Source organism: Pseudomonas putida NBRC 14164, assembly GCF_000412675.1.
Taxonomy (GTDB): domain Bacteria; phylum Pseudomonadota; class Gammaproteobacteria; order Pseudomonadales; family Pseudomonadaceae; genus Aquipseudomonas; species Aquipseudomonas putida.
This window is the reverse complement of the sequence record NC_021505.1, coordinates 4,591,425-4,615,486: the sequence shown is the minus strand read 5'-3', so window position 1 is coordinate 4,615,486 and position 24,062 is coordinate 4,591,425. Positions and strand designations below refer to the sequence as shown.

Here is a 24,062-nt window from a genome sequence, read left to right as displayed (position 1 = left end):
CGGACCTGTGGGAGCTGGCTTGCCGGCGATAGGGCCAGAACAGGCGCTACAAAGTCAGGTCCAGCTCAGGATCGGCCAGCCATTGGTCTGGGCATGCTCGCGCAACACCGCATCCGGGTTCACCACATGCGGGTGATCCACCTTCAGCAACAGCGGCAGGTCATTGCGTGAATCGGAATAGAAACTCGCCCCCTCAAGGTTCTCCTGCTCCTGATCCAGCCATTCCAGCAGCCGGGTGATCTTGCCTTCGCGGTAGGTCAGTACCCCGTGAGTCTTGCCCGTATACACCCCGTTCACCGCCTCCAGCTCGATCGCCAGGTATTCATCCACCCCCAGGCGCGCCGCAATGGGCCCGACCAGGTGCGTCCCCGAAGCGGATATGATCAGAATGCGGTCCCCACGCTGGCGGTGCTCGGCAATGCAGCGGCAGGCGTCGCCGTAGATGATGGGCTCGATCACGTCCTCGACCCATGGCTCAACCAGATGCTCGACCTCCTCCAGGGTACGCCCGGCGATCGGCTCCAGGCTGAAGGCCATGTAGTCCTCCATCTGCAGGTGGCCCTTGCCGTAGGCCTCCATCAGCTCACGGTCGCGGCGCAGGAAGTCCTTGCCGTCGACCCAGCCCAGCCGGGCCATCTGCTCGCTCCACAGCGACGCACAGTCCCCGTGGATCAGGGTTTCGTCCAGATCGAAAATTGCCAGTGCCATTGTGTTGAATCTCCTTAAGCCACTTCCCGCAGCGCTGTCGGGTCGATGGACAAGCTAACGCGTTTTCCGTCCGCGTGCAGGTCGGCTGGCGAGCGGTTGAGCACGTCGACCACCAGTTCCACCTCGCGCACGTTCACTCGGTAGCGAATTACATTGCCCAGCAGGCTGTGGCTGCGTACTTCTGCGTCCAGTTCGCCATTCACGCCCAGGGTGATCGACTCCGGGCGGATCGCCAGGCGGCTGGCCACCGGGCGTTGCAGCAGGCGGCTGGCGCTGTCGGCGTCGAGCAGGTTGTAGTTGCCGATAAAGCCGGCGGCAAACAGGTCCACAGGCGCTGTGTAGAGGGTTTCGGCATCGCCGCTCTGCACGATACGCCCCTGGTTCATCAGGAAGATGCGGTCGGACAGGGTCAGCGCTTCTTCCTGGTCGTGGGTGACGAAGATGGTGGTCAGCCCAAGTTCACGCTGGATGGCACGAATCTGCTCGCGCAGGTGTTTGCGAATACGCGCATCCAGTGCCGACAATGGCTCGTCGAGCAGCAGCAGGCGCGGACGGGTAACCAGCGAGCGGGCCAGGGCCACGCGCTGGCACTGGCCGCCAGACAGCTGGTGCGGGTAGCGCCCGGCAAAGTTGCCCAGCTCCACCAGCGCCAGCACCTCGCGCACCCGGGCCTGGCTTTCGTCGGCCTTGACCTTCTGCATGCGCAGGCCAAAGGCTACGTTCTGTTCCACGGTCATGTTGGGGAACAGCGCGTAGCTTTGGAACACCATGCCAATCCCTCGCTTTTGCGGGCTGAGCGGCACGATGTCGTGGCCGTCGAGCAGGATCTGCCCGCTGTCTACCGGAGTAAGCCCGGCGATGCAGCGCAGCAGGGTGGACTTGCCGCAGCCGGACGGGCCTAGCAGGGTAACGAACTCGCCGCGTTCGATGTGGCAGTCGATGTTCTCGAATACCGGGCTGCCGGCGTAGCTTTTCTGCAGTTTCTGTACGCTGACGAAGCTCATGTCAGGTCTTGTCCTTGTTCAGGCGGTTGGCGACCCAAGTCAGTACCAGCACGAAGGCGAAGTACGAGATCACCAGTGCGCTGTTGAAGTGGCCGCTGCTGTTGCGCATGTTGTTCAGGTACACCTGCAGGGTCTCGTAGCGGGTGCCGACCAGCAGGTTGGCGAACACGAACTCGCCGAACAGGAACGAGAACGACAGCAGCAGCGCCACCATCAGGCCCTTGCGCAGGTTTGGCAGCACCACCAGCAGCGCGGCCTGCCAGGTGCTGGCGCCGAGCAACTGGGCGGCGTCCATCAGGTCGCGCAGGTTGATCGCCTGCAGGTTGTTGCTAATGGCCCGGTACATGAACGGCAGGGCGATGGTGAAGTAGCAGCCGATCAGGATCCAGGGCGTGCCGACCATGGCCATCGGCCCGCTGCCATACAGCTGCAGCAGCCCCACCGACGACACCACCGGCGGTACCGCGAACGGCAGCAGGATGAGGATGTTCATCAGCGCGTCGAGCCGTGGGAAGTGGTAGTGCACCACGAACAGCAGCGGCAGTATCAGCACCACCGACAGCAGCAGCGCGCCCATGCACACCAGCAGCGACTGGCCGAAGGCGGCCAGGAAGCGCGGCTCGCTCCATAGCGCCACGTACCATTTCAGGGTCAGACCGCTGGGCAGCAGGCTGGCCGACCAGCTGGTGGCCAGCGAGTAGAGCAGGGTGCCGGCCAGTGGCAACAGCAGGATCAGGAACAGCAGGTAGACCACGATGCGGTGGTACCGGCCGCCGGAACGGGTGTCAGCGCGCATGGTAGCTCCGTTTCAGTAGCCATTGATGCACCACCGTGACCAGCGTCATCAGCCCCACCAGCACCATCGCCAGGGCGCTGGCCAGGTTGGGGTCGAGGCTGATGTCGCCGGCCACCAGGCCAGCGATGCGGATCGGCAGTACGTTGAAATTGCCGGTGGTCAACGCATACACGGTGGCGTAGGCGCCCAGGGCATTGGCCAGCAGGATGACGAACGTGCCCAGCAGTGCCGGGGTCAGCACCGGCAAGCCGATATGCCGCCAGTATTGCCAGTGATTGGCACCGAGCAGCGCGGCCGACTCGCGCCAGTCTTCACGCAGGGCGTCGAAGGCGGGGTAGAGCAGCAACACGCCCAGCGGGATCTGAAAGTAGGCATACACCAGGATCAGCCCGCTTTTGGAGTAGATGCTGAAGTCTTCCAGCAGGCCGATCTGCTTCAGCAGCAGCGTCAGCGCGCCGTTGAAACCGAGCAGGATGATGAAGGCGAAGGCCAGCGGCACCCCGGCAAAGTTGCTGGTCATGTTGGCGAAGGCGCTGACGAAGTCGCGCAGTTTCGAGTCCACCTGGCGCAGCGAATAAGCGCCAAGGGTGGCGATGACGATGCCGAACAGGCTCGACCAGAAGCTGATTTCCAGGCTGCGTTGCAGGGCCTGCAGGTAGAACTTCGAGCTGAATACCTTGCTGAAATTTTCGACGCCCCAGCCCGCTTCCGATTGCACGCTGTTGATCGCTACCCAGGCCAGCGGGGCAATCTGGAAGACGACAAAGAACACGGCAAACGGCAGCAGGCAGAGCAGGGCCAGGTAGCGGCCACGGGCGCCGCTGCGCTTGGGTGCCGTCACTTCAGCAGCTCCCGGCACACGGTCTTGTCGTGGGCAGCGCCAAGCAGCTCGCACATGGTGCCGCACAGCTCGGTCTGCAACGGCTTGGCCGCCGGGTCCAGGCTGAACGCGTCGCCAAAGACGAATAATGGCACTTCGCGCTCCTCGGCCAGCAAACCGTTGTGCGAGCGGTCGTTGTTCATGCCGTGGTCGGCGGTGACCAGCACCTGATAGCCCTCTTCGAGCCAACCGGGCAGGTAGTCGGCCAGCAGGATGTCGACGCTGCGGGCGGCGTTGCGGTACTGGCTGCTATCCAGGCCGTGGCGGTGGCCGATATCGTCGATGCTCATCGGGTGAACCAGCAGGAAGTTGGGGGCATGGCGGCGGCGCAGGTATTCGCCATCGGCCAGCAGGTGCGAATCGGGGTAACGGTCGTCCCAGTAGAACAGCCCGTGCTGGATCGGCAACTTCGGCGCGTGGGTGTGGCGGTCGCGCTGCGGGTCGAAAGGCGAGCGGTTGTACAGCTCGCTCATCCAGTGATAGGCCGCCGCTGCGGTGCCCAGGTTGGCTTCGCGGGCGTAGTGAAACACGCTGCGCTGGTTGGACAGGCGGTTGACGTTGTTGTGCACGATGCCGCTGTCGATCGGCGGCACGCCGGTGAGGATGCATTCGTACAGCGGCCGTGACAGCGACGGCAGCTCGCATTCCACGCGGTACAGCGCGGCGCGGTCGGCCTCGACATAGGCATGCAGGTGGCCCATGGCGTGGTGGGCGACCTGATAGTTCAGGCCGTCTAGCAGGACCAGGATGACGTTGTGTTGCATGGTGGCTCCAGTCATAAACCGCGGTGGCTTCTTCGCGGGCATGCCCGCTCCCACAGGGTTTTGCACGGTGGTTGTGGGAGCGGGCGTGCCCGCGAAGGGGCCGCGTCAGGCACTAGGCAAGCTAGCCCCTTACTCCATCTCGATGATCACCTGCTCCTGCCACATCTGCGGCAGTTTCTTCGAGGTGGCTTCCCAGGCTTCGGCATTCTTGATCGGCTGGGCGGCACCGTACTGCTCGTTAGGCAGCAACTTGGCCTGCACATCTGCCGGCAGCTTCAGGTGCTCGGCACGGATCGGCCGGGCATGCCCCTTGGCCAGGTTGATCTGTCCGGCATCGCTGAAGATGTATTCACGGGTCAGTTTGGCCGCGTTGGGGTGCTTGGCGTACTTGTTGATGACCGTGGTATAGCCGGAGATCACCGAGCCATCCGACGGGATCAGTACTTCAAAGCGCTTGGGGTCGATCTGTTCACGGTAGCTCAGGCCGTTGAAATCCCACACCACGCCGACTTCCACCTCGCCTTTCTCCAGGGTCTGGATGGTCGGGTTGGCCAGCGACAGGCGCTTATCCTTGGCCAGTTTGGTGAACAATTGCAGGCCGGGCGCCACGTTGCTTTCGTCGCCTTTGTAGGCGATGGCGGCGGCGAGCACCCCGTTGGCAGCCTGGGCGGCAGTGCCTACGTCACCGATGGCGACTTTGTATTTGCCTTTTTCCAGGTCATGCCAGGTTTTCGGCCGTTCTTCTTCCTTCACCAGGTCCTTGTTGATGATGAAGGCGATGGTACCGGTATAGGCCAGCGCCCAGTGGCCGTCCTTGTCCTTGGCCCACTCCGGCACCTGGTCCCAGGTGCTTGGTTTGTACGGCTGGCTCACGCCCTTGGTCACGGCGATGGGGCCGAAGGCGGCACCCACGTCACCGATGTCGGCGCTGGCGTTGTCCTTCTCGGCTTCGAACTTGGCGATTTCCTGGGCCGAGCTCATGTCGGTGTCGCTGTGCTTGAGGCCGTACTTGCTGGCCAGGTCTTCCCAGGTGCCTTTCCAGTTGGCCCAGGCATCGGGCATGCCCACGCTGTTGACGGTGCCTTCCTTGCGGGCGGCATCTTCCAGGGCCTTGAGGTCCTCGGCCATGGCCGAGGTACAGAACGCGATGGCCGAACCGAGCAGTGACGCCATGAACAACTTTTTCATCCGTAGCTCCTTGGGTGGGTGCCTTTAACCGATCGTTGTTATGAGTGAAGCCGTTGCCTGGAACCTTTGGTCTAGGTCAGCAAACCTTGAGCCAAGGTAGGCCGCTTGCGTGACAATTTGATGTAGGGAGGGGCCCGTGCAGGTGGCTATGGGCCCCTGGCAATACAGCGTAGACCATGGTTAACCCCCGGTTTTGCGGGGCTGGCCCGATTCTGGCAGTGCCTCCTCGGCAGCCTTGTCACAGGATGTTCATCAGCCCTGCCTAGGCTTGCACTAATCTCCAAGTGCCCTGTTCTGGGGCTGGACTAGTCCAGATAGGTAACCTTTGATGCAGCCGATGCCACCGCGTGCGGTAACAGCCATCTGCCATGCCTTGCAGGAGCAGATCGAGCACGGCCTGCTGGCGCCGGGCGGCAAGCTGCCGGCCGAGCGCAAGCTTAGCGAGGTGTTCGACACCACGCGCATCACCCTGCGCGAGGCGCTGGCGCAGCTGGAGGCCCAAGGCCTGATCTACCGCGAAGAGCGCCGCGGCTGGTTCGTCGCTCCCCAGCGGCTGACCTACGACCTGATCGAGCGCAGTCACTTCCATGCCATGGTGCGTGACCAGGGCCGTGTGGCCACTACCGAACTGCTCTCGGCACGGCTGCAACCGGCCTCGGCGGCCATCTGCGCGCGCTTGCTGTTACCGGCGTTGTCCAGTGTGGTGCGTATCTGCCGGTTACGGCGGATTGACGGGCGGGCGGTGCTGTATGCCGAGCATTACCTCAACCCCCGGTACTTTCCGGACATACTCGAACACGACCTGGCGCAGTCGCTGACCGAGATTTATGGACGGGTGTATGGCATCCGGTATGGGCAGGTGTGCTTCGAAATCCTGCCGACGGCGTTGCCGGTGGAGGCGGCGGCGGCATTGAAGGTGTCGGTGGGCAGTCCGGGGTTGCAAATCACCCGGGTCAACAGCGACCAGCATGGGCACCTGATCGACTGCGACCTGGAGTATTGGCGGCACGATGCAATCCGCATCCGTGCACAGGCCGGTTGATCCTGGATTCCGGGGCTGCTTTGCAGGCCATCGCCGGCAAGCCAGCGCCCACCTTGATTGCATTGGCTTCAGGCCCTGTGCAGTACCTGCGGGAGCTGGCTTGCCGTCGACAGGGACCTAACTGGAGGAACCGGATTCCGCTATCCCACCTCCACCAGCAGTCACCACCTGTACCGACAACCGCGGCGTCGCCAGGTCCAGGCCTGCTTCATCAAGTTGCCGCTTCAATGCCAGGTTGAACGCCCGCGACACTTCCCACTGCTTGATCGGCGCGGTCTTGAACCGGGCCCGCAAGATCGCCGACCCCGACTCGAAACTCTCCACCCCCTGCAGCTCCAGCGGTGACCAGATGTTGCGGCGCATCAATGGGTCATTACGCAGCTTCTGCCCCACCTCGCGAACCAGCGTGATCGCCTGGTCGATGTTCATGTTGTGCGGGACGGCCACACGGAAGATGGCGTAGCCGAACTCCCGCGAGTAGTTCTTGATGCTCTTGATCTCGCTGAACGGGATGGTGTGCACGATGCCGTCGATGTCCCGCAGGCGTACGGTACGGATGGTCAGCCCCTCCACCGTGCCCAGGTGCCCGCCCACATCCACGTAGTCGTCGATGGCCAGCGAGTCTTCGATGATGATGAACAACCCGGTGATCAGGTCGGCCACCAGCGATTGCGCGCCAAAGCCGATGGCCAGGCCGATCACACCGGCACCGGCCAGCAGCGGGGTGACGTTCATGCCCATGTTGGCCAGGGCGACGATCACCGCAATGATGAAGATCACCACGAACAGCACGTTGCGGATCAACGGCATCATGGTTTGTGCGCGGGCGTTGGCCAGGCCCCGGCGCGAGCGCACCAGGGCGTGGTGCACGGCGGTGTCGGCAAGGATCCACACCAGCCAGGCGACGATCAGCGTGCCGGCCAGGCCCATCAGGCGCAGGCTGACTTCGTGGCCGTCGCCCTCGGCGAAGCTGATCATCGACAGGCCCCACACCCGCAGGCCCAGTTCGATGAACACCAGCCAGATGAACAGGTGCACCAGCAGGTAGCCGAAGTTGCGCAGGCGTTCGGCGTACACGGCCTGCCGCTTGTTGGCGCGTTTGGGGTTGGCGGCGTGGCGGCGTACCAGCCCGTTGAGCACCATGCACACCACCACCAGCACGGTACACATCAGCGACTGACGCAGGGCGGTGCTGGTGTCGCCGGCCGAGACGAAGGTGGCGAACAGCGAAATGGCCACCAGGATCAACGCCGGGATGAACCAGAAGCTGCCGAGGATCTCGATGGTGTCGCTGAGGGTGCGGCGGGTCAGGCGTCGCGCCAGCGGCTGGTTGCGGATCAGGTGGGCGATCGGGCGGCGGAAGCGCAGAATGAACAGCCCGGTGCACAGCGCGGCGATGACGTTGGCCAGGGTCGCCAAGGCATGGGCCAGGTGGGTCCCCAGTGCGACCAGCATGCGCGGGTCGCTCATGGCCTCGCCAAACGCTGCGAAGCTGCCGATCAGCCACAGCGGGCGGAATGCCTGGTGCCGCAAAATGTGCAGGGCGCGGTGGCGGTGCGGGCCGTCGAGCAGCGAGAAGGCGATTACGCAGATGGCCGAGAAGCAGGTGCCGACGACCAGCGCGTAGGCCAGCACCATGGCCAGCGACTTACCCAGCGACGGCGGCAGCACAAAGCTCAGGTACACGGTGAACACCAGCGCCACCAACCACGGGCCGAGCTTGCGCAGGGCAAAGCGCACCAGGTCCCAGGTACGCGGGTGTTGGGGCAGTTCTTCGCTCAGGCCAAAGCGCAGGCGTATCCGGTGGCCGACCCAGTTGAAGGCGTAGGCCAGCACGCTCCACACGGCAATGACGGCGGCAAAGCCGAACAGGATCGCCGGCCACTGGTGCACCGGCACCACCAGTTCGGTCAGTTCGGCCTGGGCTTGTTCGATTTCCGTAGACCAGCGGTGGAAAGGGCTGGCCTCGCCGCTGAACTGTTTTTCGAGGTCGTGCAGGGCGCCGCCGATCAGGCCGAGCACACCCTGTTCCACGCTGGGTTGTGATTGCTTGGTGGCGTCGCGCAGCTTTTTCAGGTCGGCCAGCAGCTTGGCCCGCTGCTGGTCGTTTTCCAGGTTCTTGATCACTTCGTCCAGCGACTTGCCCAGTGGCTCGGTGGCCTCCGGTTGCGCGGGCGCACTGCCGCCCAGCAGGCCGGGCAGGCCCGCTGCCTGTACCGGAGTGATGAACAACAGCAAGAGAAGGAACAGGTAACGCAGGAGGGCAGGCACGGGTAAATCTACCTCAGGTCAAACGATTGACCGAGTGTAGAGGTTTATGTCGGCAGTTTCTCGAGGATCTTCCAGCAGGTGAGGCCGAAGATGCCCAAGGTGCCGATCCACATCATCAGCACACCGATATTGCGCTCGCGCATGCTGAAGCCGATGGTCAGCAGCATCAGGAACAGGAACACCGGCACGAACAGTGACAGAAACGGGGACATGGACAGCAATCCTTTTGCAGTGGGGCCATGTAACAAGCATAGCGCTTGGCAAGCGAAGCGGGATTGACCTTGAGCAGGCCCGGCCTCTTCGCGGGCTTGCCCGCTCCCACAGGGTCAGCGCAGTTCCCGAAGGTTGTGCGGTCCCTGTGGGAGCGGGCGAGCCCGCGAAGAGGCCGGGCCTGCTTACATCAAGGCAGCTCGCGGCTACGGTAGAAGGCAGTCAGCACCTTCACCAGGTGCGCCAGGTCGTGGCTGCCGCACAGCTCGCGAATGGAGTGCATGGCAAAGGTCGGCAAGCCGATATCCACCGTGCGCACCCCCAGGTGGCTGGCGGTAATCGGGCCGATGGTCGAGCCACAGCCCATGTCGCTGCGTACCACAAAGCTTTGCACCGGCACTTCCTCGGCCATGCACAGGTGGCGGAAGAAACCGGCGGTTTCGCTGTTGGTGGCGTAGCGCTGGTTGTTGTTCACCTTGATCACCGGCCCGGCGTTAAGCTTGGGCCCGTGGTTGCCGTCGTGCTTGTCGGCGTAGTTGGGGTGCACACCGTGGGCATTGTCGGCCGACACCATCAGCGAGCGCTGGATGGTGCGCACGTAAGCGTCGCCATTGGGCAGCAGGCGCTGCAGGGTCTGCTCCAGCATTGGGCCGTCGGCGCCGCAGGCGGAGCTGCTGCCGACTTCCTCGTGGTCGTTGCACACCAGCACGCTGGTTTCGTCGCTGTCGGCGGCCAGCAGGGCTTGCAGGCCGGCGTAGCACGACAGCAGGTTGTCCAGGCGGGCCCCGGCGATAAAGTCGCCGTTCAGGCCGACCAGCGCGGCGCCTTGGGTATCGTAGAAGCTCAGTTCGTAATCCAGCACCACGTCGGCGATCAGCTCATGCTCGCGGGCCAGCTGCTCGGTAAGCAGGGCGCGGAAGTCGATGCGATCGTCACCCGCGACTTGGGCCAGGATGGGCGGCAGCTCGTTCTGCGGGTTGATCGCCCAGCCTTCATTGGCGGTGCGGTTCAGGTGGATGGCCAGGTTGGGAATGATCGCGATCGGCAGTTTGAAGTCGATCAGCTGGCTTTCTACCTTGCCGTCACGGCGATAGGTAACGCGGCCGGCCAGGGACAGGTCGCGGTCGAACCAGGGCGCCAGCAGGGCGCCGCCATACACTTCCACACCCAGTTGCAGGAAGCCGTGGCGCTGCAGCTCGGGCTGCGGCTTGACCCGCAGGCACGGGCTGTCGGTATGGGCACCGACCATGCGGATACCGTTCAGCAACGGTTCCTGCTTGCCCAGTTTGATGGCGATGATCGACGAGTCGTTGCGGGTGACGTAGTAGCGGCCGCCCAGCGCAATGGTCCAGCTGTCACGCTCGTCCAGGCGCTGGTAGCCGGCAGCTTCCAGGCGCTGGGCCAGGCTGGCGGTGGCATGGAAGGGCGTGGGGGAGGCCTTGAGGAAATCGATAAGGCCAGAATTCAGTTCGTCGCGCATAGCTCACTCCAGACAGCAGTGGCGCGAGTTTAACGCACAATGTCGACAATTTGTGTCTGCCTCTTCGCGGGCTTGCCCGCTCCCACAGGTACCGCACACATTTCCAGTGCAGTGTCATCCCTGTGGGAGCGGGCGAGCCCGCGAAGAGGCCGGGGCTGCCAGCCGAAAATCAGAAGGGCGCAGGGCACTCGAACTTCAACCGCTCCCCGGACACCGGGTGGGTAAAGCTCAGCATGGATGCATGCAGGCAAAGCCGCTCGTGCGCCGCCAGCGCTTCGGGGTTGGCATACAGCCGGTCACCCAGCAGCGGGTGGCCGATCGACAGCATGTGCACGCGCAACTGGTGCGAGCGCCCGGTGATGGGCGTCAGTTCTACCCGGCAGTGGTCGCCGCAGCGCTCGACGATGCGCCAGAACGTCAGCGCATGCTTGCCCTGCTCGTGGTCCACCACATGGCGTGGCTTGGTTGGCGGGTCGTAGCGCAGCGGCAGGTCGATGCTGCCGCTGTCCAGTGCCGGTTGGCCCCAGCATAGTGCGGTGTATGCTTTTTCGGTTTCGCGGTCGTGGAACTGGCGCGACAGCTCGCGGTGGCTGTCGGCATCGCGGGCCAGCAGGATGATGCCGGAGGTTTCCCAGTCCAGACGGTGCACGATCAGCGCGTCAGGGTAGCCGTTTTCCTGCAGGCGGGTGATCAGGCAGTCCTTGTTGTCCTCGGCGCGGCCAGGCACCGACAGCAGCAGGGTCGGTTTGTTGATCACCAGGATGGCGGCGTCTTCGTGCAGGATCTGGATTTTGGACAGCGGCATTGCGTGTTCTCTGTTAAATCGGGAGAAAAAAGCGGGGCCGCTCTGCGGCCCATTCGCGGCACAAGGCCGCTCCTACAGGGGAACGCGATCCCTTGCAGGAGCGGCCTTGTGCCGCGAATGGGCTGCAAAGCAGCCCCGGCTTTCAGCCAGATCAGCGATCCGGCAGGGTAATGTTCAGCTCCAGAATCGAGCAGCTGCCCTGGTTTTCCAGCTCGATATGCACGTCATCGTTGCCGATGTTCACATACTTGCGGATCACTTCCAGCAGTTCTTTCTGCAGCGCCGGCAGGTAGTCCGGCTCGCTGCGTTGGCCGCGCTCGTGCGCCACGATGATCTGTAGACGCTCTTTCGCTACCGACGCGCTGGTCTGTTTCTGTCTGCCACGAAAGAAGTCAAAAAGGTTCATGGTTTACTTGCCTCCAAACAGGCGCGCGAAGAATCCTTGCTTCGGCACTTCAACAAAACGCAGGGGTTTGTCTTTCCCCAGCAGGCGGTCGACGGTGTCGCTGTACGCCTGGCCAGCATCGCTCTGGTCGTCGAGGATGACCGGGATACCCTGGTTGGAGGCCTTGAGCACAGCCTGGGACTCAGGGATTACGCCCTTGAGCTTGATCGCCAGGATGTCGGTGACGTCGTCGATGCTCAGCATCTCGCCGTTGACGACGCGCTCTGGGTTGTAGCGAGTGATCAGCAGGTGTTCCTTGATCGGCTCCTCGCCGTTTTCGGAGCGGCGCGATTTGCTCGACAGAATGCCCAGCATGCGGTCCGAGTCACGTACCGACGAAACCTCAGGGTTGGTTACCACGATGGCTTCGTCGGCGAAGTACATCGCCAGGTGCGCACCTTTCTCGATACCGGCCGGGGAGTCGCAGATGACGTACTCGAAATCTTCTTTCAACGCCATCAGCACCTTCTCGACGCCTTCCAGGGTCAGCGCATCTTTATCGCGGGTCTGGCTGGCGGCAAGTACATACAGGTTCTCGAGGCGCTTGTCCTTGATCAGGGCCTGCTGCAGGTTGGCTTCTTCGTTGACCACGTTGACGAAGTCGTACACCACGCGGCGCTCGCAGCCCATGATCAGGTCGAGGTTACGCAGGCCCACGTCGAAGTCGACGATGACGGTCTTGTGGCCACGCAGTGCGAGGCCGGTACCAATGGCGGCGCTGGTGGTGGTCTTGCCCACACCCCCCTTGCCGGAAGTAACCACGAGAATCTTGGCCAAGGTGTTTCACCCCTAAAATAAGTCGGGACACGTGTCCCGGCAAAAAGCAAATAAACGGCAACAGTTAAAAAAGTTGCTCTGAAAATGACGGCAAGTATCCGTTAAAGACGGGTGATGTTCAACACATCACCGGACAGGCTGACTTGCACACCTGTGCCCCACAGGGGGTCGCGGCGCAGGTCTTCGCAAACCTTGTACTGGCCGGCGATGGAGACCATTTCGGCGGTCATCTGCTGGCAGAAGATCCGCGCCTTGGTATTGCCTTTGATGCCGGCCAGGGCCCGGCCGCGCATGGCGCCGTACACATGGATGTTGCCATCGGCCAGAAGTTCCGCACCCGGGCTGACCGAGGCGGTAACGATCAGATCGCCACCCTGAGCATAGATCTGCTGGCCGCCGCGCACCGGCGCAGTAATGATCCGGGTCGGCCGCACCTCGGGCTCGGGCGCCGGTGGTGGGGCGGGCGCCGGCTCGGGCTTTCTGACTACCTCGGGCTCGGGTTCCAGCGGCCGCTCGCGGGCGCCGGACGGCGGTAGCACCGGCAGGTCGATGGCGATGGCGGCGGCGATGTCCTCGATGCGGTTGGCGCGGATGGCCAGGGTACGCAGGCCATGGTGGCGGCAGATGCGCATCAAGCCTGGCAGGTCGATTGCCCCTTCGCCGGCCGGTAGTTTGTCCAGCGCCAGCACCAGTGGCGTATTGCTGAAGAAGTTCGGTGCCTGGGCAACTTTGGCCGCCAGCTGGCGGTCGAGGGCTTCAAGGTCATTGCGCGCCAGCTCCAGCACGGTGATGGCGAGCATGCTGCCCTTGAGCTGGAACACGGAGGCGGTGTCGGATGTGTGGTTTGGGCTCATGGTCTGCATAGACGGCTTGTTGCGAAAAAAGTGCCCTGATTTATAACGAGAACACCGGTTGCCCGCAACATACGCTGATCCGTTGTAGAATGCGCAGCCTTTGTCTTTCCGGAAGCTTCAATGGAACGCCCGCGTTTTCGTCCCTATTTCCTTCACCCAAAGTTCTGGGGCCTGTGGCTGGGCCTGGGCCTGCTGTGGCTGGTGGTCCAGTTGCCGTACCGGGCCCTGTTGAAAACCGGTGCCGCGCTGGGGGCCGTGATGTATTGCTTTGCCGGCGAACGTCGGCGCATTGCCGCGCGCAACCTTGAGCTGTGCTTCCCGGAGCTGTCGGTCGACGAACGGCGGCGTTTGCTCAAGGCCAACTTCGCCTCCACCGGTATCGCCTTCTTCGAAATGGCCATGAGCTGGTGGTGGCCCAAGGCCAGGTTGGCGCGCCTGGCCCATATCGAGGGGCTGGAGCACCTGCAGGCCGCCCAGCAGGCGGGGCAGGGCGCCATCCTCATGGCTGTGCACTTTACCACCCTGGAAATCGGCGCCGCACTGCTGGGCCAGCAGCACACCATCGACGGCATGTACCGCGAGCACGGCAACGCGCTGTTCGACTTCATCCAGCGCAGCGGCCGCGAGCGGCATAACCTCGACTCGCTGGCGGTGGAGCGCGAGGATGTGCGTGGCATGCTCAAGCTGCTGCGTTCGGGCCGGGCGATCTGGTATGCACCGGACCAGGACTACGGCGCCAAGCAGAGCATTTTCGTGCCGCTGTTCGGCATCCCGGCCGCGACGGTAACCGCCACCACCAAGTTCGCCCGGCTGGGCAAGGCACAGGTGATTCCGTTCACCCAGAAGCGCCTGGAGGATGGCAGCGGCTATCGTCTGGTCATCCACCCGCCGTTGGCGGACTTCCCCGGCGAAAGCGAAGAGGCCGACTGCCTGCGCATCAACCAGTGGGTCGAGAGTGTGTTGCGCGAGTGCCCCGAGCAGTACCTGTGGGCGCACCGCCGGTTCAAGTCGCGGCCCGAGGGTGCGCCGCGGCTGTACGACAAGAAAAAGCGCTGAACTGACTTTACCTGTGCCGGCCCTTTCGCGGGCTTACCCGCGCCCACAGGCTCGCTACAGGCCTTGGCAAAGTGCGGACCTGTGGGAGCGGGCAAGCCCGCGAAGAGGCCGGGCCTGAAAACAGCTGATCCAGGAAGGAAGCGATGGCCCCACCCCCTGTAACCGGTCTTATCCTTTCTGGCGGCGGCGCCCGCGCCGCCTATCAGGTCGGCGTATTGGCCGGCATCGCCGAGCTGCTGCCCGCCGGCGCACACAATCCGTTCCCGGTCATCGTCGGCACCTCTGCCGGTGCCATCAACGCCGTCACCCTGGCCAGCGGCGCCACCCACTTCAACGATGCCGTTCAGCGGCTGACCGCCTTCTGGCAGAACTTTCGCAGCCACCTGGTCATCCGCAGTGACTGGCCCGGCGTCGTCCGCCAGGCCAGCCGTTTCGTCGGCCACAGCCTGTTGGGATTAGGCGGCCAGGCGCCGGTGGCGCTGCTGGACAGCAGCCCGTTGCGCAGCCTGCTGGAGGCACACCTGAACCTTGATGGCATCGGCCATTCCCTGGCAGCCGAGCAGTTGCGCGCGGTGGCAGTCACCGCCTTTGGCTACGAGTCCGGCCAGGCGGTCACCTTTTACCAGGGGCGCGGCACCATCGAAGCCTGGCTGCGCCACCGCCGCATCGGCGTGCCCACGCCATTGACCATCGACCATCTGCTGGCCAGTGCGGCCATCCCGCTGCTGTTTGCCCCGGTGCAGCTGGGCGACGAATTCTACGGCGATGGCGCGGTGCGCCAGTCGGCGCCGATCAGTCCTGCGTTGCACCTGGGTGCCAGCCGGGTGCTGGTGGTCGGGGTCAGCGGCAACCCGCAGCGGCCAGCGCCGCCGTTGCCCACTCAGCGTGTGTTCAGCGGGCAGCAGCCCAGCCTGGCGCAGATCGGTGGGCACATGCTCAACAGCACGTTCATTGATAGCCTGGAAGACGACATCGAACTGCTGCAGCGGCTCAACCACTTGAGCCGGCTGTTGCCGGCGCACCTGGATGCCCGCCGCCTGGGGTTGGCGCCGATCGAGGTACTGGTGGTAGCGCCCAGCCAGCCGTTGGACGAGATCGCCGCCCGGCACCGGCGCGAGCTGCCGGCGGCGTTGCGCCTGTTCCTGCGCGGGCCGGGGGCGACGCGCACCAGCGGGGCGGGGGTATTGAGCTATCTGCTGTTCGAGGCCAGTTATTGCAGTGAACTGATCGAACTGGGGCGCAAGGATGCCCTGGCCAAGAAGCGGGAGCTGTGCCAGTTCCTGGGAATTTGATGTTGCCTGTACCGGCCTCATCGCCGGCAAGCCAGCCCCCACAGGATCACCACAACCTTGGGCATTGTGCGGACCTGTGGGAGCCGGCTTGCCGGCGATTGGGCCGAAGCAGGTTTACTCAGCTATCTGCAGCTTGCGCGCCTGGGTATACACGTACCGCACCTTCTCGTACTCGAACGGTGAGTTCAGCTGGCCATAGCGGAAGTTGGTGGTATAGCGCTTGTCCACCACGCGCAGGGCGAAGATTTCCGGGTGGTCGGTGCTGGTTTCGGCCACGTTCAGGTAATTGATTGCCTGCTCGCCCGCATAGTCCACCACCAGCCCGGTGGTGTCGCGCAGGTTCGAAGGCCCCAACACCGGCAGCATCAGGTACGGCCCCTCCGGTACGCCATAGAAGCCCAGGGTCTGGCCAAAGTCTTCGCTCTGGCGCGGCAGGCCCATGCTGGTCGCCGGGTCCCATAGCCCACCCACCCCGATCAGGGTGTTGAACATCAGCCGCGCTGTGATCTCGGCCGAACGCTTGGCCTTGAGCTGCAGCACGCTGTTGAACAGGTTTGGCACATCGCCCAGGTTGTTGAAGAAGTTGCTTACCCCCGTGCGCACGAAGCGCGGGGTTACATACTGGTAACCACTCACCAGCGGCAGCAGCACCCATTGGTCCAGCCGGTAGTTGAAGTGATAGACGCGCCGGTTGATCGACTCCAGCGGGTCGTACACGTTCAGCGCCTCCAGGGTTGAGCGCTCGAACTCGCGCTGGTCCAGCCCCGGGTTGAATTTCAGCTCGCGCAGCGGGTCGATGAAGCCATCGGATTCAGGCACCAGCGGCGCGGTACCGATCACTTGCGGGTCGGCCTCGATCACGCTGGCCCGGGGGGCGGTTTCGGCGGCCATGGTGTGGCCGGCGGCAAGCAGGGCAGTGGCGAAGAGGAGTTTGTTAACCACGGAAGAACTCCAGCATGGCGTCACTGTTGACGCGGTAGTTGAGGTTGCCGCAATGGCCGCCATGGGGGTAGAGGGTCAGCCGGTCACCAAATACCTTGCGCAGGAAGCCGATGTCGCCCGGGCCGAGAATGACGTCGTCGGCGTTGTGCATCACCGCGATCTTGTCACTGCCGCGCAGGTAGTCTTCCAGGGCGTACAGGCTCACCTGGTTGACCAGCTGCAGAATGCTGTTGCCGTCGGTGCGGGCGCGCCACATCGGGATCACCTGTTCGGTCATGTAGCAGTCGAAATCACACTGCAGGGCACGCTTGAAGAACGGCGTGAGGCTGCTGCCCTCGGTAATCGGAAACTTCGGCGGGATGATCAGGCCGCGGCGGTTGATCAGGTCGGAAGTGAAGGCAATGTCGGCTGCCGAGAAACGGAACGAGGTGCCGATCAGCATGGCCATCTGTTCGTTGGACAGGTGCTGTTTAGACTGCTGGAAGTCATACAGAAGGGCGTCGTTGAGGTCGATGTAGCCCTTGTCCTGGAAGTAGCGGGTCAGCTTGGTCAGCATCAGCTCGTAGAACGTAGTGCTGCGGTCGATGCCCTTGACCTGGGTTTGCACCAGTTTGTCCAGGTTGTTGATCGAGGTGTACAGGTTGACCGGTGGGTTCAACAGCAGCACACGCTTGAAGTTGAAGCTGCGGCGGGTTTCGTCCAGATGGCTGACGAAAGCAGCGTCCAGCGCACCCAGGCTGTAGCCGGTGAGGTAGAACTCACTGACTGGCAGGCGAGGGTGCTGGGCACGCACGGCCTGCATCACCCGGTACATGTCTTCGGCGTCTTCCTGGCTGACGCCGGGGGTGGCAAAGCGCGAGGCGGCACTCATGAAGTCGTAGCTGGTGGGCGATGACAGTTGCACCACGTGGAAGCCGCCCTGGTAGAACAGTTTCTTCAGGTATTCATTGATGCTGCTGCTGTACGGTGCACCGGTGCCGGCGATGATGAAGATCAGCGGCGCTTCGTGATCCTGGCGGGCCAGGCGGTACTTGAGCTTTTTCACCGCCCAGAAATTGTCGGGCAAGGTGAACTCACGCTCCGGGCGCAGGTTGAGGCTGTAGTCCGATTGGTCGATGTCATCGTCGCTGGGCAGGGTCGGGCGCTGGTCCGGCGGCGTGGTGGCGATGGTCGCCTCGAACGGGTTGGTCAAGGGGTAGCCGTAGCTGGCAGCGTCGATATCCCGCGCTGAAGCGGCCACCGCCATGAGCAGGCTACCGAGCACGGCAGCGAGGCGCAAAGATCGAAGCATGTAATCCCCCAAAAGAACGCAAGGTCGAGCAGTGTGCAGGCTAGGACCACAGCCAACCGGGCAAAGTTGCCAGTCGCGGTGGCCTTTGGTGTGCTTGTTATCTGCAACATAGCTGCAGGGTTGGGATTTTGCCTTACAACCGGGCATAAGCGATCATGGATGCTTTCGATTACCGCTATTGGAGAACAGGATGTCTCGTTCGCTGCCGGCTGCGCTGCTGGTGCTGTTTCTGGGGCTGTGGCTCGCTGCCAGCTATGGCGTGCGCTATGGGCTGATGGAGGATGGCCAGTGGGTTGGGCTGTGCACGGTGCCTGCGGCGTATTGGCAGTGTGAGGTGCGGTCATTGCTGGGGCTGGGCATTCACCACCAGGTGCTGGCCTGGAGCGGGCTGGGCCTGGCGCTGCTGGCGCAGTTCGTGCCCGCGCGCGCGGGCTGGTGGCTGGCGGTGTTGGCATTGGTGTTCGCTGTGCCGGCGCTGGTGTTGTATACCGCCAGCATTGCCGTGTTTGCGCTGGTGCTGGCGGGGTTGCGCCTGGTCAGGAGACAGCGGCAAGGCTGACAGGGGCCGCTTCGCGCCCCATCGCCGGCAAGCCAGCTCCCACAAGTGTTGTGCACCCTTCGGAACCTGCGCGGTCCCTGTGGGAGCTGGCTTGCCGGCGATGGGGCGCGAAGCGGCCCCCGGGCATCAAGCCTGGCGCACCCGCAAGCTGCGCCACAATGCGGCTGTCATGAGCACACTCACCACCGCCCAACCCCAGGCCTGCTGGTTTTCCAGCCCTTCAACGAACAACTGCGGCGCCACCCCGGCCCCGACAATGAACGCCAGCAGCGCCACCTCCGCCCGCCGGGCCCGCACCGGCCACAGCACATACACCAGCGCCGGCAAGGCCAGCGCGGCGCTGGGGAAGCTGCGGTAGCGAGGGTCGAACACCATCGCCAGCATGCTCACCGCCGCGGCAAAGCCCGCCGCCAGCAACAGCCAGCCCGCCCGCGCTTGCAGCCAGGCGAACAAGCGCTCGCGCCAGCCGGCCCGCTGCGCCAACGCCAGCAGCGCATGGGCCAGCACCAGCAGGTTCAGCCCGGCCAGCGCAACGGCCCACAGCCACTCCCCGGCAAAGCGTGCATGAGTGCGCATCAGTTCGCCCCACAACCCCAGGCAACCTGCGCCAAACGCCGCCAGCAATGGCAACAGCAAGGCCGCCATCGGCGTAGCAGGGCGCCCAGCCAGCAACAACATGGCCGCCATCAGCAGTGCACTGGCCAGCAGCCATTGCGGCCAGTCATGCAGGTTGCTCACCGGCCCTTCCAGCACGCCCTTGTCCTGCCGGTCGGCATCGTAAAGCCCCCAGTAACCGCCTACTGCCCCTTCATTGGCGCGCTTCCACGGCTGGTCGAACGCTTCGATCAGGTTGTAGTGCCAGCCGTTGCTTTCGGCCATGGCCACGAAACCGCGAATAAAGCGTGCCTCGTTGACCCGGCTGGGTATTGCGGTTTCGCGTTGGCGGCCTTCGCTGGGCCAGCCGGTTTCGCCAATCAGGATGTCCTTGGGCGCAAAGCGTGTGCCGAACACCCGGCGCACATCGGCCACGTGGGCCAGCGCATCGTCGATGCCGCGCGGATCGTCTTCCCAATAGGGCAGCAGGTGGATGGTCAAAAAGTCCACCGCGGGTGCTACCTGCGGGTGCTGCAGCCAGAATTCCCACACATCCGCGTAGGTCACCGGCACCTTCACCTGGCTTTTCACCCGGGCGATCAGCTTGGCCAGCTGCGCGCCTGTGACTTCCTTGCGCAGCAACGTTTCGTTGCCCACGATCACCGCGCTGACCACATCGGGGTTGGCGTTGGCGGTGGCGATCAGCAGGTCGATTTCCTTGTCGGTGTCGGCCGCGTGAGCGTTGACCCAGGCGCCCAGCATCACTTTTAGCCCATGCTTGCGCGCCAGCGCCGGGATTGCCTCAAGGCCGGTCACGGAATAGGTGCGGATGCACTGGAAACGCTCAGCCAGCAAGGCCAGGTCGGCGTCCATGCGTGCCGGGCGCAGGCGAAATGGTTGGTCGTAGGGCGACTGGTCCTTGTCGAACGGCGTGTAGGACGCGCATTGCAACTTGTGCGTCGGGCTGGCCGCATCGGGCAGGTGCACCGGCTTGCCAAGCCCGTACCAGAGCCCGGCGAGCCCGAGCAGGGCCAACAGGCAGGCAAGCAGGTACAGCGGCAGCAACAGGCGGGCAGAACTGGGCATCGGGCGGTCCATCGTCAGGCGCAAAAGGGTAGATAGTAGCCCGGCGCCAAAGCTTTGGCATGCAAGGATCGCGCAGGCGGGTGTAGGCCGATGACGCTAATGGCACAGTGCTGTCGCATATGGGGCGGGTGCAGGTCGCAGCTGGATCAGGTCGACCTGTGTTGCAGGAAGATGATGCAATCTCCAAGACCTGACGAGGGGATGCTTTGATGGCAACTTTGAAAAAAATGCGACGTTTACTGGGTGTGGGCACCGCCCTGGTAATGGCCATGAGCGCTGCACAGGCAATGGCCAAAGAAGTAAGCATAGGTTACGTGGATGGTTGGGCCGACAGTGTGGCCACCACCAACGTGGCCGCCGAAGTGATCAAGCAAAAGCTCGGCTACGACGTGAAGTTGCAGGCTGTGGCCACGGGGATCATGTGGCAGGGTGTGGCAACCGGCAAGCTCGATGCCATGTTGTCGGCCTGGTTGCCGGTGACCCATGGTGAGTACTGGGCCAAGAACAAGGACAACGTGGTCGACTACGGTGCCAACTTCAAGGACGCCAAGATCGGCCTGATCGTCCCCGAGTACGTCAAGGCGGCGAGCATCGCCGACCTCAAGACCGATAGTAGCTTCAAGCAGAAGATTGTCGGCATCGACGCGGGCTCCGGCGTGATGCTCAAGACCGACCAGGCGATCAAGGACTACGACCTGACCGGTTACAAGCTGCAGGCCAGCTCGGGCGCGGCGATGACGGCGGAACTGGGCCGTGCCTATGCCAAGCAACAGTCGATTGCAGTGACTGGCTGGGTACCGCACTGGATGTTCGCCAAGTGGAAGCTGAAGTTCCTCGAAGACCCGAAAGGCGTGTATGGCGCGGCGGAAACCGTGAACAGCATCGGCAGCAAGGAGCTGGCCACCAAGGCACCGGAAGTGGCGGAGTTCCTGAAGAAATTCAGCTGGCAGTCCAAGGACGAGATTGGCGAGGTGATGCTGGCGATCCAGGAAGGGGCCAAGCCTGAAGCGGCGGCCAAGGATTGGGTAGCCAAGCACCCTGATCGCGTGAAGGAGTGGACTGGCAAGTAATCACTCTCAAGGGCCAGTTCAGCTTGTTCGCGGGCTCGCCCGCTCCCACACGGATATCACTGCCCTCAGGCCTTGTGATGCCCCTGTGGGAGCGGGCGAGCCCGCGAATGGGCCCTAACTTTGTTACGCAATCGGTAAAACACCGTTGCATCTAAGACTAAGGTCGTCTGGTTGCCGTCCAACAGCCGCATAAAGTAAGGGCGTGGGTTTCACCCCTACCTGTGCTGCTAGGACAAAAACAATGAACGACAGCATTTACCTCTCGATACAAAACAGCCCCCGCTTCAAGGAGCTGGTCACCAAACGCGAACGGTTCGCCTGGATTCTCTCGGCGATCATGCTCGGCCTGTACTGCGCTTTCATCCTCCTGATCGCCTACGGTCCTCATCTGCTGGGCGCCAAGCTCAGCCCTGAGTCGTCGATTACCTGGGGCATTCCCCTGGGCGTCGGCCTGATCGTTTCGGCATTCGTCCTGACCGCCATCTACGTACGCCGCGCCAACGGCGAATTCGATGAGCTGAACAAGGCCATCCTCAAGGAGGCGCAACAATGATTCGCCACGCCAAAGCCCTGGCTGTACTGGCCTGCGGAGCCTTCGCACCCGCCGTGTGGGCAGCCGATGCCCTGACCGGCGAGGTGCAGAAACAGCCGCTGAACGTTGCCGCGATCGCCATGTTCGTGGCTTTTGTCGCCTTCACCCTCGGTATCACCTACTGGGCCTCCAAACGCAACAAGTCGGCGGCGGACTACTACGCTGCCGGTGGCAAGATCACCGGCTTCCAGAATGGCCTGGCGATCGCTGGCGACTACATGTCGGCTGCATCCTTCCTGGGTATTTCCGCACTGGTGTTCACCTCTGGCTACGACGGCCTGATCTACTCGATCGGCTTTTTGGTCGGCTGGCCGATCATCCTCTTCCTGATCGCCGAACGCCTGCGCAACCTGGGCAAGTACACCTTTGCCGATGTGGCCTCGTACCGCCTCGGGCAGAAGGAAATCCGTACCCTGTCGGCCTCCGGCTCGCTGGTGGTGGTGGCGTTCTACCTGATCGCGCAGATGGTTGGTGCCGGCAAGCTGATCGAACTGCTGTTCGGCCTGGACTACCACGTTGCGGTGATCCTGGTGGGTATCCTGATGTGCCTGTATGTGCTGTTCGGCGGCATGTTGGCCACCACCTGGGTACAGATCATCAAGGCCGTGCTGCTGCTGTCCGGTGCCAGCTTCATGGCGCTGATGGTGATGAAGCACGTAGGCTTCGATTTCAACACCCTGTTCTCCGAAGCGATCAAGGTGCACAGCAAGGGCGAGGCGATCATGAGCCCGGGCGGCCTGGTCAAGGACCCGATCTCGGCCTTCTCGCTGGGCCTGGCACTGATGTTCGGTACCGCCGGCCTGCCACACATCCTGATGCGCTTCTTCACCGTCAGTGATGCCAAGGAAGCGCGCAAGAGCGTGCTCTACGCCACCGGCTTCATCGGTTACTTCTACATCCTGACTTTCATCATCGGCTTCGGCGCAATCCTGCTGGTCAGCACCAACCCGGACTTCAAGGACGCCGCCGGCGCCCTGTTGGGCGGCAACAACATGGCAGCGGTGCACCTGGCCGATGCCGTGGGTGGCAGCATCTTCCTCGGCTTCATTTCGGCAGTGGCATTCGCCACCATCCTGGCAGTGGTTGCCGGCCTGACCCTGGCCGGTGCCTCGGCGGTGTCCCACGACCTGTACGCCAGCGTATGGCGCAAGGGCAAGGCCAACGACAAGGACGAGATCCGCGTGTCGAAGATCACCACCATCGCCCTGGGCGTGCTGGCGATCGGCCTGGGTATCCTGTTCGAGAAGCAGAACATCGCCTTCATGGTCGGCCTGGCGTTCTCCATCGCTGCCAGCTGCAACTTCCCGGTGCTGCTGCTTTCCATGTACTGGAAGAAACTGACCACCCGGGGCGCCATGATTGGCGGCTGGCTGGGCCTGGTAAGTGCGGTAACGCTGATGATCCTCGGCCCGACCATCTGGGTGCAGATCCTCGGCCACGAGAAGCCGATCTACCCGTACGAGTACCCGGCGCTGTTCTCCATGGCCATCGCCTTCGTCAGCATCTGGTTCTTCTCGGTCACCGACAAGTCCAAGGCTGCCGACGACGAGCGTGCACTGTTCTACCCGCAGTTCGTGCGTTCGCAGACTGGCCTGGGTGCCAGCGGGGCGGTTTCCCACTGATGCAGTAGCAATAACGCGCTGAAATGCATAACGCCCCGCTAGCCGGGGCGTTATGCATTCTGGGGTTGCTCCCGGCAATACTGGCAAACTGCATCCCTTGGGAAATTTCCTAAATCCGCTCGGAACGGTCCTAACTTCCAATCGCCAGCGTTCACGAATAATCGCCACCACTGATCGGGCAGTCGCCCGTCAGCCAGTGATTCCCTCAAGGAGATTTGATCGTGAAACGTATGCTGCTTGCCCTCCCTCTGGCCATGCTGTTTGCCGGTGCCGCCCACGCCTTGGACCCGATCGAAAAGCAAGTGCAAGTCACTGCCCAAGTGCCGACCGATGCGTTCTTCGTCGAGCCGGTCGGCGGCAACTGGATGAACGACCCGCAAGAACTGGGCTGGAACCCCAATCAGGCCAAGCTCGACCCGGTCCGCAAGGAGCTGCAGGTCAAGAGCACCGTTGGCGCTATCAACGCTTACCTGGTTTCGCCCGCAGTCATTGCCAGCGGTTCCCACAACATTGGCCTGGATGTGAAGGTTGGCGGCACCGTGTTGCAGACCACCCCAGCCGAAGTGGTCAGCGCCACCCAAGCCGCACCGGGGGCGATCATCGGCTTCGAAATTGCAGCCCACCCAGCCCCCGCGGCGGGTTATGAGCCAGGCAACTACCAAGGCCTGGTGAGCATGATCTTCGAAACTGGCACGCCTTGATTCACCCCCCCCCATCGTTCATCCGCTGTTGCC

At 63.2% G+C, this 24,062-nt stretch carries 24 protein-coding genes; 8 read left to right on the top strand and 16 right to left on the bottom strand.

The genetic code is table 11. The annotated features are described in order from the left end of the window. Positions 1–54 precede the first annotated feature (54 nt). From PP4_RS20425 to PP4_RS20400, 6 genes are all read right to left on the bottom strand, one after another. Complete coding sequence (locus PP4_RS20425; RefSeq protein ID WP_016501060.1) at positions 55–708, bottom strand: HAD family hydrolase; 654 nt, start codon at positions 706–708, stop codon at positions 55–57. Between the two features lie 14 nt (positions 709–722). Next, positions 723–1,712, bottom strand: coding sequence for an ABC transporter ATP-binding protein (locus PP4_RS20420; RefSeq protein WP_016501059.1), 990 nt, complete (start codon positions 1,710–1,712; stop codon positions 723–725). A 1-nt stretch (position 1,713) separates the two neighbouring features. Further along, positions 1,714–2,508, bottom strand: coding sequence for an ABC transporter permease (locus tag PP4_RS20415; RefSeq protein WP_016501058.1), 795 nt, complete (start codon positions 2,506–2,508; stop codon positions 1,714–1,716). Further along, a complete protein-coding gene (locus PP4_RS20410; protein ID WP_016501057.1) occupies positions 2,498–3,349 on the bottom strand; it encodes an ABC transporter permease in 852 nt (283 codons plus the stop codon). Before PP4_RS20410 ends, PP4_RS20415 begins: the two co-directional genes overlap by 11 nt. Next, positions 3,346–4,152 (bottom strand): alkaline phosphatase family protein, encoded by an 807-nt coding sequence (locus tag PP4_RS20405; protein WP_016501056.1) that lies wholly within the window; start codon positions 4,150–4,152, stop codon positions 3,346–3,348. Before PP4_RS20405 ends, PP4_RS20410 begins: the two co-directional genes overlap by 4 nt. Positions 4,153–4,281: 129 nt before the next feature. Beyond that, complete coding sequence (locus PP4_RS20400) at positions 4,282–5,340, bottom strand: ABC transporter substrate-binding protein (RefSeq protein ID WP_016501055.1); 1,059 nt, start codon at positions 5,338–5,340, stop codon at positions 4,282–4,284. Between the two features lie 328 nt (positions 5,341–5,668). Between PP4_RS20400 and PP4_RS20395 the strand changes: the two genes are divergently transcribed. Continuing rightward, positions 5,669–6,382, top strand: coding sequence for a UTRA domain-containing protein (locus tag PP4_RS20395; protein WP_016501054.1), 714 nt, complete (start codon positions 5,669–5,671; stop codon positions 6,380–6,382). Between the two features lie 117 nt (positions 6,383–6,499). Here the strand turns inward: PP4_RS20395 and PP4_RS20390 are convergent, their stop codons facing one another. From PP4_RS20390 to minC, 7 genes are all read right to left on the bottom strand, one after another. Next, a complete protein-coding gene (locus PP4_RS20390; protein WP_016501053.1) occupies positions 6,500–8,653 on the bottom strand; it encodes a mechanosensitive ion channel family protein in 2,154 nt (717 codons plus the stop codon). A 44-nt stretch (positions 8,654–8,697) separates the two neighbouring features. Continuing rightward, positions 8,698–8,865: a hypothetical protein gene (locus PP4_RS29400; RefSeq protein WP_016501052.1), complete on the bottom strand. Its 168-nt coding sequence runs from the start codon at positions 8,863–8,865 to the stop codon at positions 8,698–8,700. A gap of 188 nt (positions 8,866–9,053) precedes the next feature. Next, the gene (locus PP4_RS20385; RefSeq protein ID WP_016501051.1) at positions 9,054–10,343 is read right to left on the bottom strand and encodes a M18 family aminopeptidase; all 1,290 of its coding nucleotides are present in this window, start codon (positions 10,341–10,343) and stop codon (positions 9,054–9,056) included. A gap of 169 nt (positions 10,344–10,512) precedes the next feature. Beyond that, complete coding sequence (locus PP4_RS20380) at positions 10,513–11,148, bottom strand: RluA family pseudouridine synthase (RefSeq protein ID WP_016501050.1); 636 nt, start codon at positions 11,146–11,148, stop codon at positions 10,513–10,515. 151 nt (positions 11,149–11,299) lie between these two features. Beyond that, the gene (gene minE / locus PP4_RS20375) at positions 11,300–11,554 is read right to left on the bottom strand and encodes a cell division topological specificity factor MinE (protein WP_003252572.1); all 255 of its coding nucleotides are present in this window, start codon (positions 11,552–11,554) and stop codon (positions 11,300–11,302) included. Between the two features lie 3 nt (positions 11,555–11,557). Next, entirely contained in the window at positions 11,558–12,370 is an 813-nt protein-coding gene (minD, locus tag PP4_RS20370) for a septum site-determining protein MinD (RefSeq protein WP_016501049.1), read from the bottom strand. 101 nt (positions 12,371–12,471) lie between these two features. Beyond that, a complete protein-coding gene (gene minC, locus PP4_RS20365) occupies positions 12,472–13,233 on the bottom strand; it encodes a septum site-determining protein MinC (RefSeq protein WP_016501048.1) in 762 nt (253 codons plus the stop codon). 111 nt (positions 13,234–13,344) lie between these two features. On the opposite strand from minC, the gene PP4_RS20360 reads away from it, so the two are divergent. Together PP4_RS20360 and PP4_RS20355 are read left to right on the top strand one after the other, a co-directional pair. Further along, entirely contained in the window at positions 13,345–14,280 is a 936-nt protein-coding gene (locus PP4_RS20360; protein WP_016501047.1) for a lipid A biosynthesis lauroyl acyltransferase, read from the top strand. A gap of 143 nt (positions 14,281–14,423) precedes the next feature. After that, positions 14,424–15,572 (top strand): patatin-like phospholipase family protein, encoded by a 1,149-nt coding sequence (locus PP4_RS20355; protein ID WP_016501046.1) that lies wholly within the window; start codon positions 14,424–14,426, stop codon positions 15,570–15,572. A gap of 114 nt (positions 15,573–15,686) precedes the next feature. Here PP4_RS20355 and PP4_RS20350 read toward each other — a convergent pair whose 3' ends face one another. Then, the gene (locus PP4_RS20350) at positions 15,687–16,514 is read right to left on the bottom strand and encodes an MlaA family lipoprotein (protein ID WP_016501045.1); all 828 of its coding nucleotides are present in this window, start codon (positions 16,512–16,514) and stop codon (positions 15,687–15,689) included. Beyond that, positions 16,507–17,805 (bottom strand): serine/threonine protein kinase, encoded by a 1,299-nt coding sequence (locus PP4_RS20345; protein WP_041167839.1) that lies wholly within the window; start codon positions 17,803–17,805, stop codon positions 16,507–16,509. Before PP4_RS20345 ends, PP4_RS20350 begins: the two co-directional genes overlap by 8 nt. 190 nt (positions 17,806–17,995) lie before the next feature. Here PP4_RS20345 and PP4_RS20340 point away from each other — a divergent pair, with 190 nt between their 5' ends. Beyond that, a complete protein-coding gene (locus PP4_RS20340) occupies positions 17,996–18,364 on the top strand; it encodes a hypothetical protein (RefSeq protein WP_016501043.1) in 369 nt (122 codons plus the stop codon). Positions 18,365–18,490: 126 nt separating this feature from the next. On the opposite strand, the gene PP4_RS20335 is transcribed toward PP4_RS20340, so the two are convergent. Then, positions 18,491–20,056 (bottom strand): glycoside hydrolase family 17 protein, encoded by a 1,566-nt coding sequence (locus PP4_RS20335; protein WP_041167838.1) that lies wholly within the window; start codon positions 20,054–20,056, stop codon positions 18,491–18,493. A gap of 197 nt (positions 20,057–20,253) precedes the next feature. Here PP4_RS20335 and PP4_RS20330 point away from each other — a divergent pair, with 197 nt between their 5' ends. From PP4_RS20330 to PP4_RS20315, 4 genes are all read left to right on the top strand, one after another. After that, the gene (locus PP4_RS20330; RefSeq protein WP_016501041.1) at positions 20,254–21,114 is read left to right on the top strand and encodes a glycine betaine ABC transporter substrate-binding protein; all 861 of its coding nucleotides are present in this window, start codon (positions 20,254–20,256) and stop codon (positions 21,112–21,114) included. Positions 21,115–21,355: 241 nt separating this feature from the next. Beyond that, positions 21,356–21,667 (top strand): DUF485 domain-containing protein, encoded by a 312-nt coding sequence (locus PP4_RS20325; protein WP_016501040.1) that lies wholly within the window; start codon positions 21,356–21,358, stop codon positions 21,665–21,667. After that, the gene (locus PP4_RS20320) at positions 21,664–23,328 is read left to right on the top strand and encodes a cation acetate symporter (protein WP_016485333.1); all 1,665 of its coding nucleotides are present in this window, start codon (positions 21,664–21,666) and stop codon (positions 23,326–23,328) included. Before PP4_RS20325 ends, PP4_RS20320 begins: the two co-directional genes overlap by 4 nt. 221 nt (positions 23,329–23,549) lie before the next feature. Continuing rightward, positions 23,550–24,029, top strand: a complete 480-nt coding sequence (locus PP4_RS20315; RefSeq protein ID WP_016501039.1) for a CS1 type fimbrial major subunit — start codon at positions 23,550–23,552, stop codon at positions 24,027–24,029. Positions 24,030–24,062 lie beyond the last annotated feature (33 nt).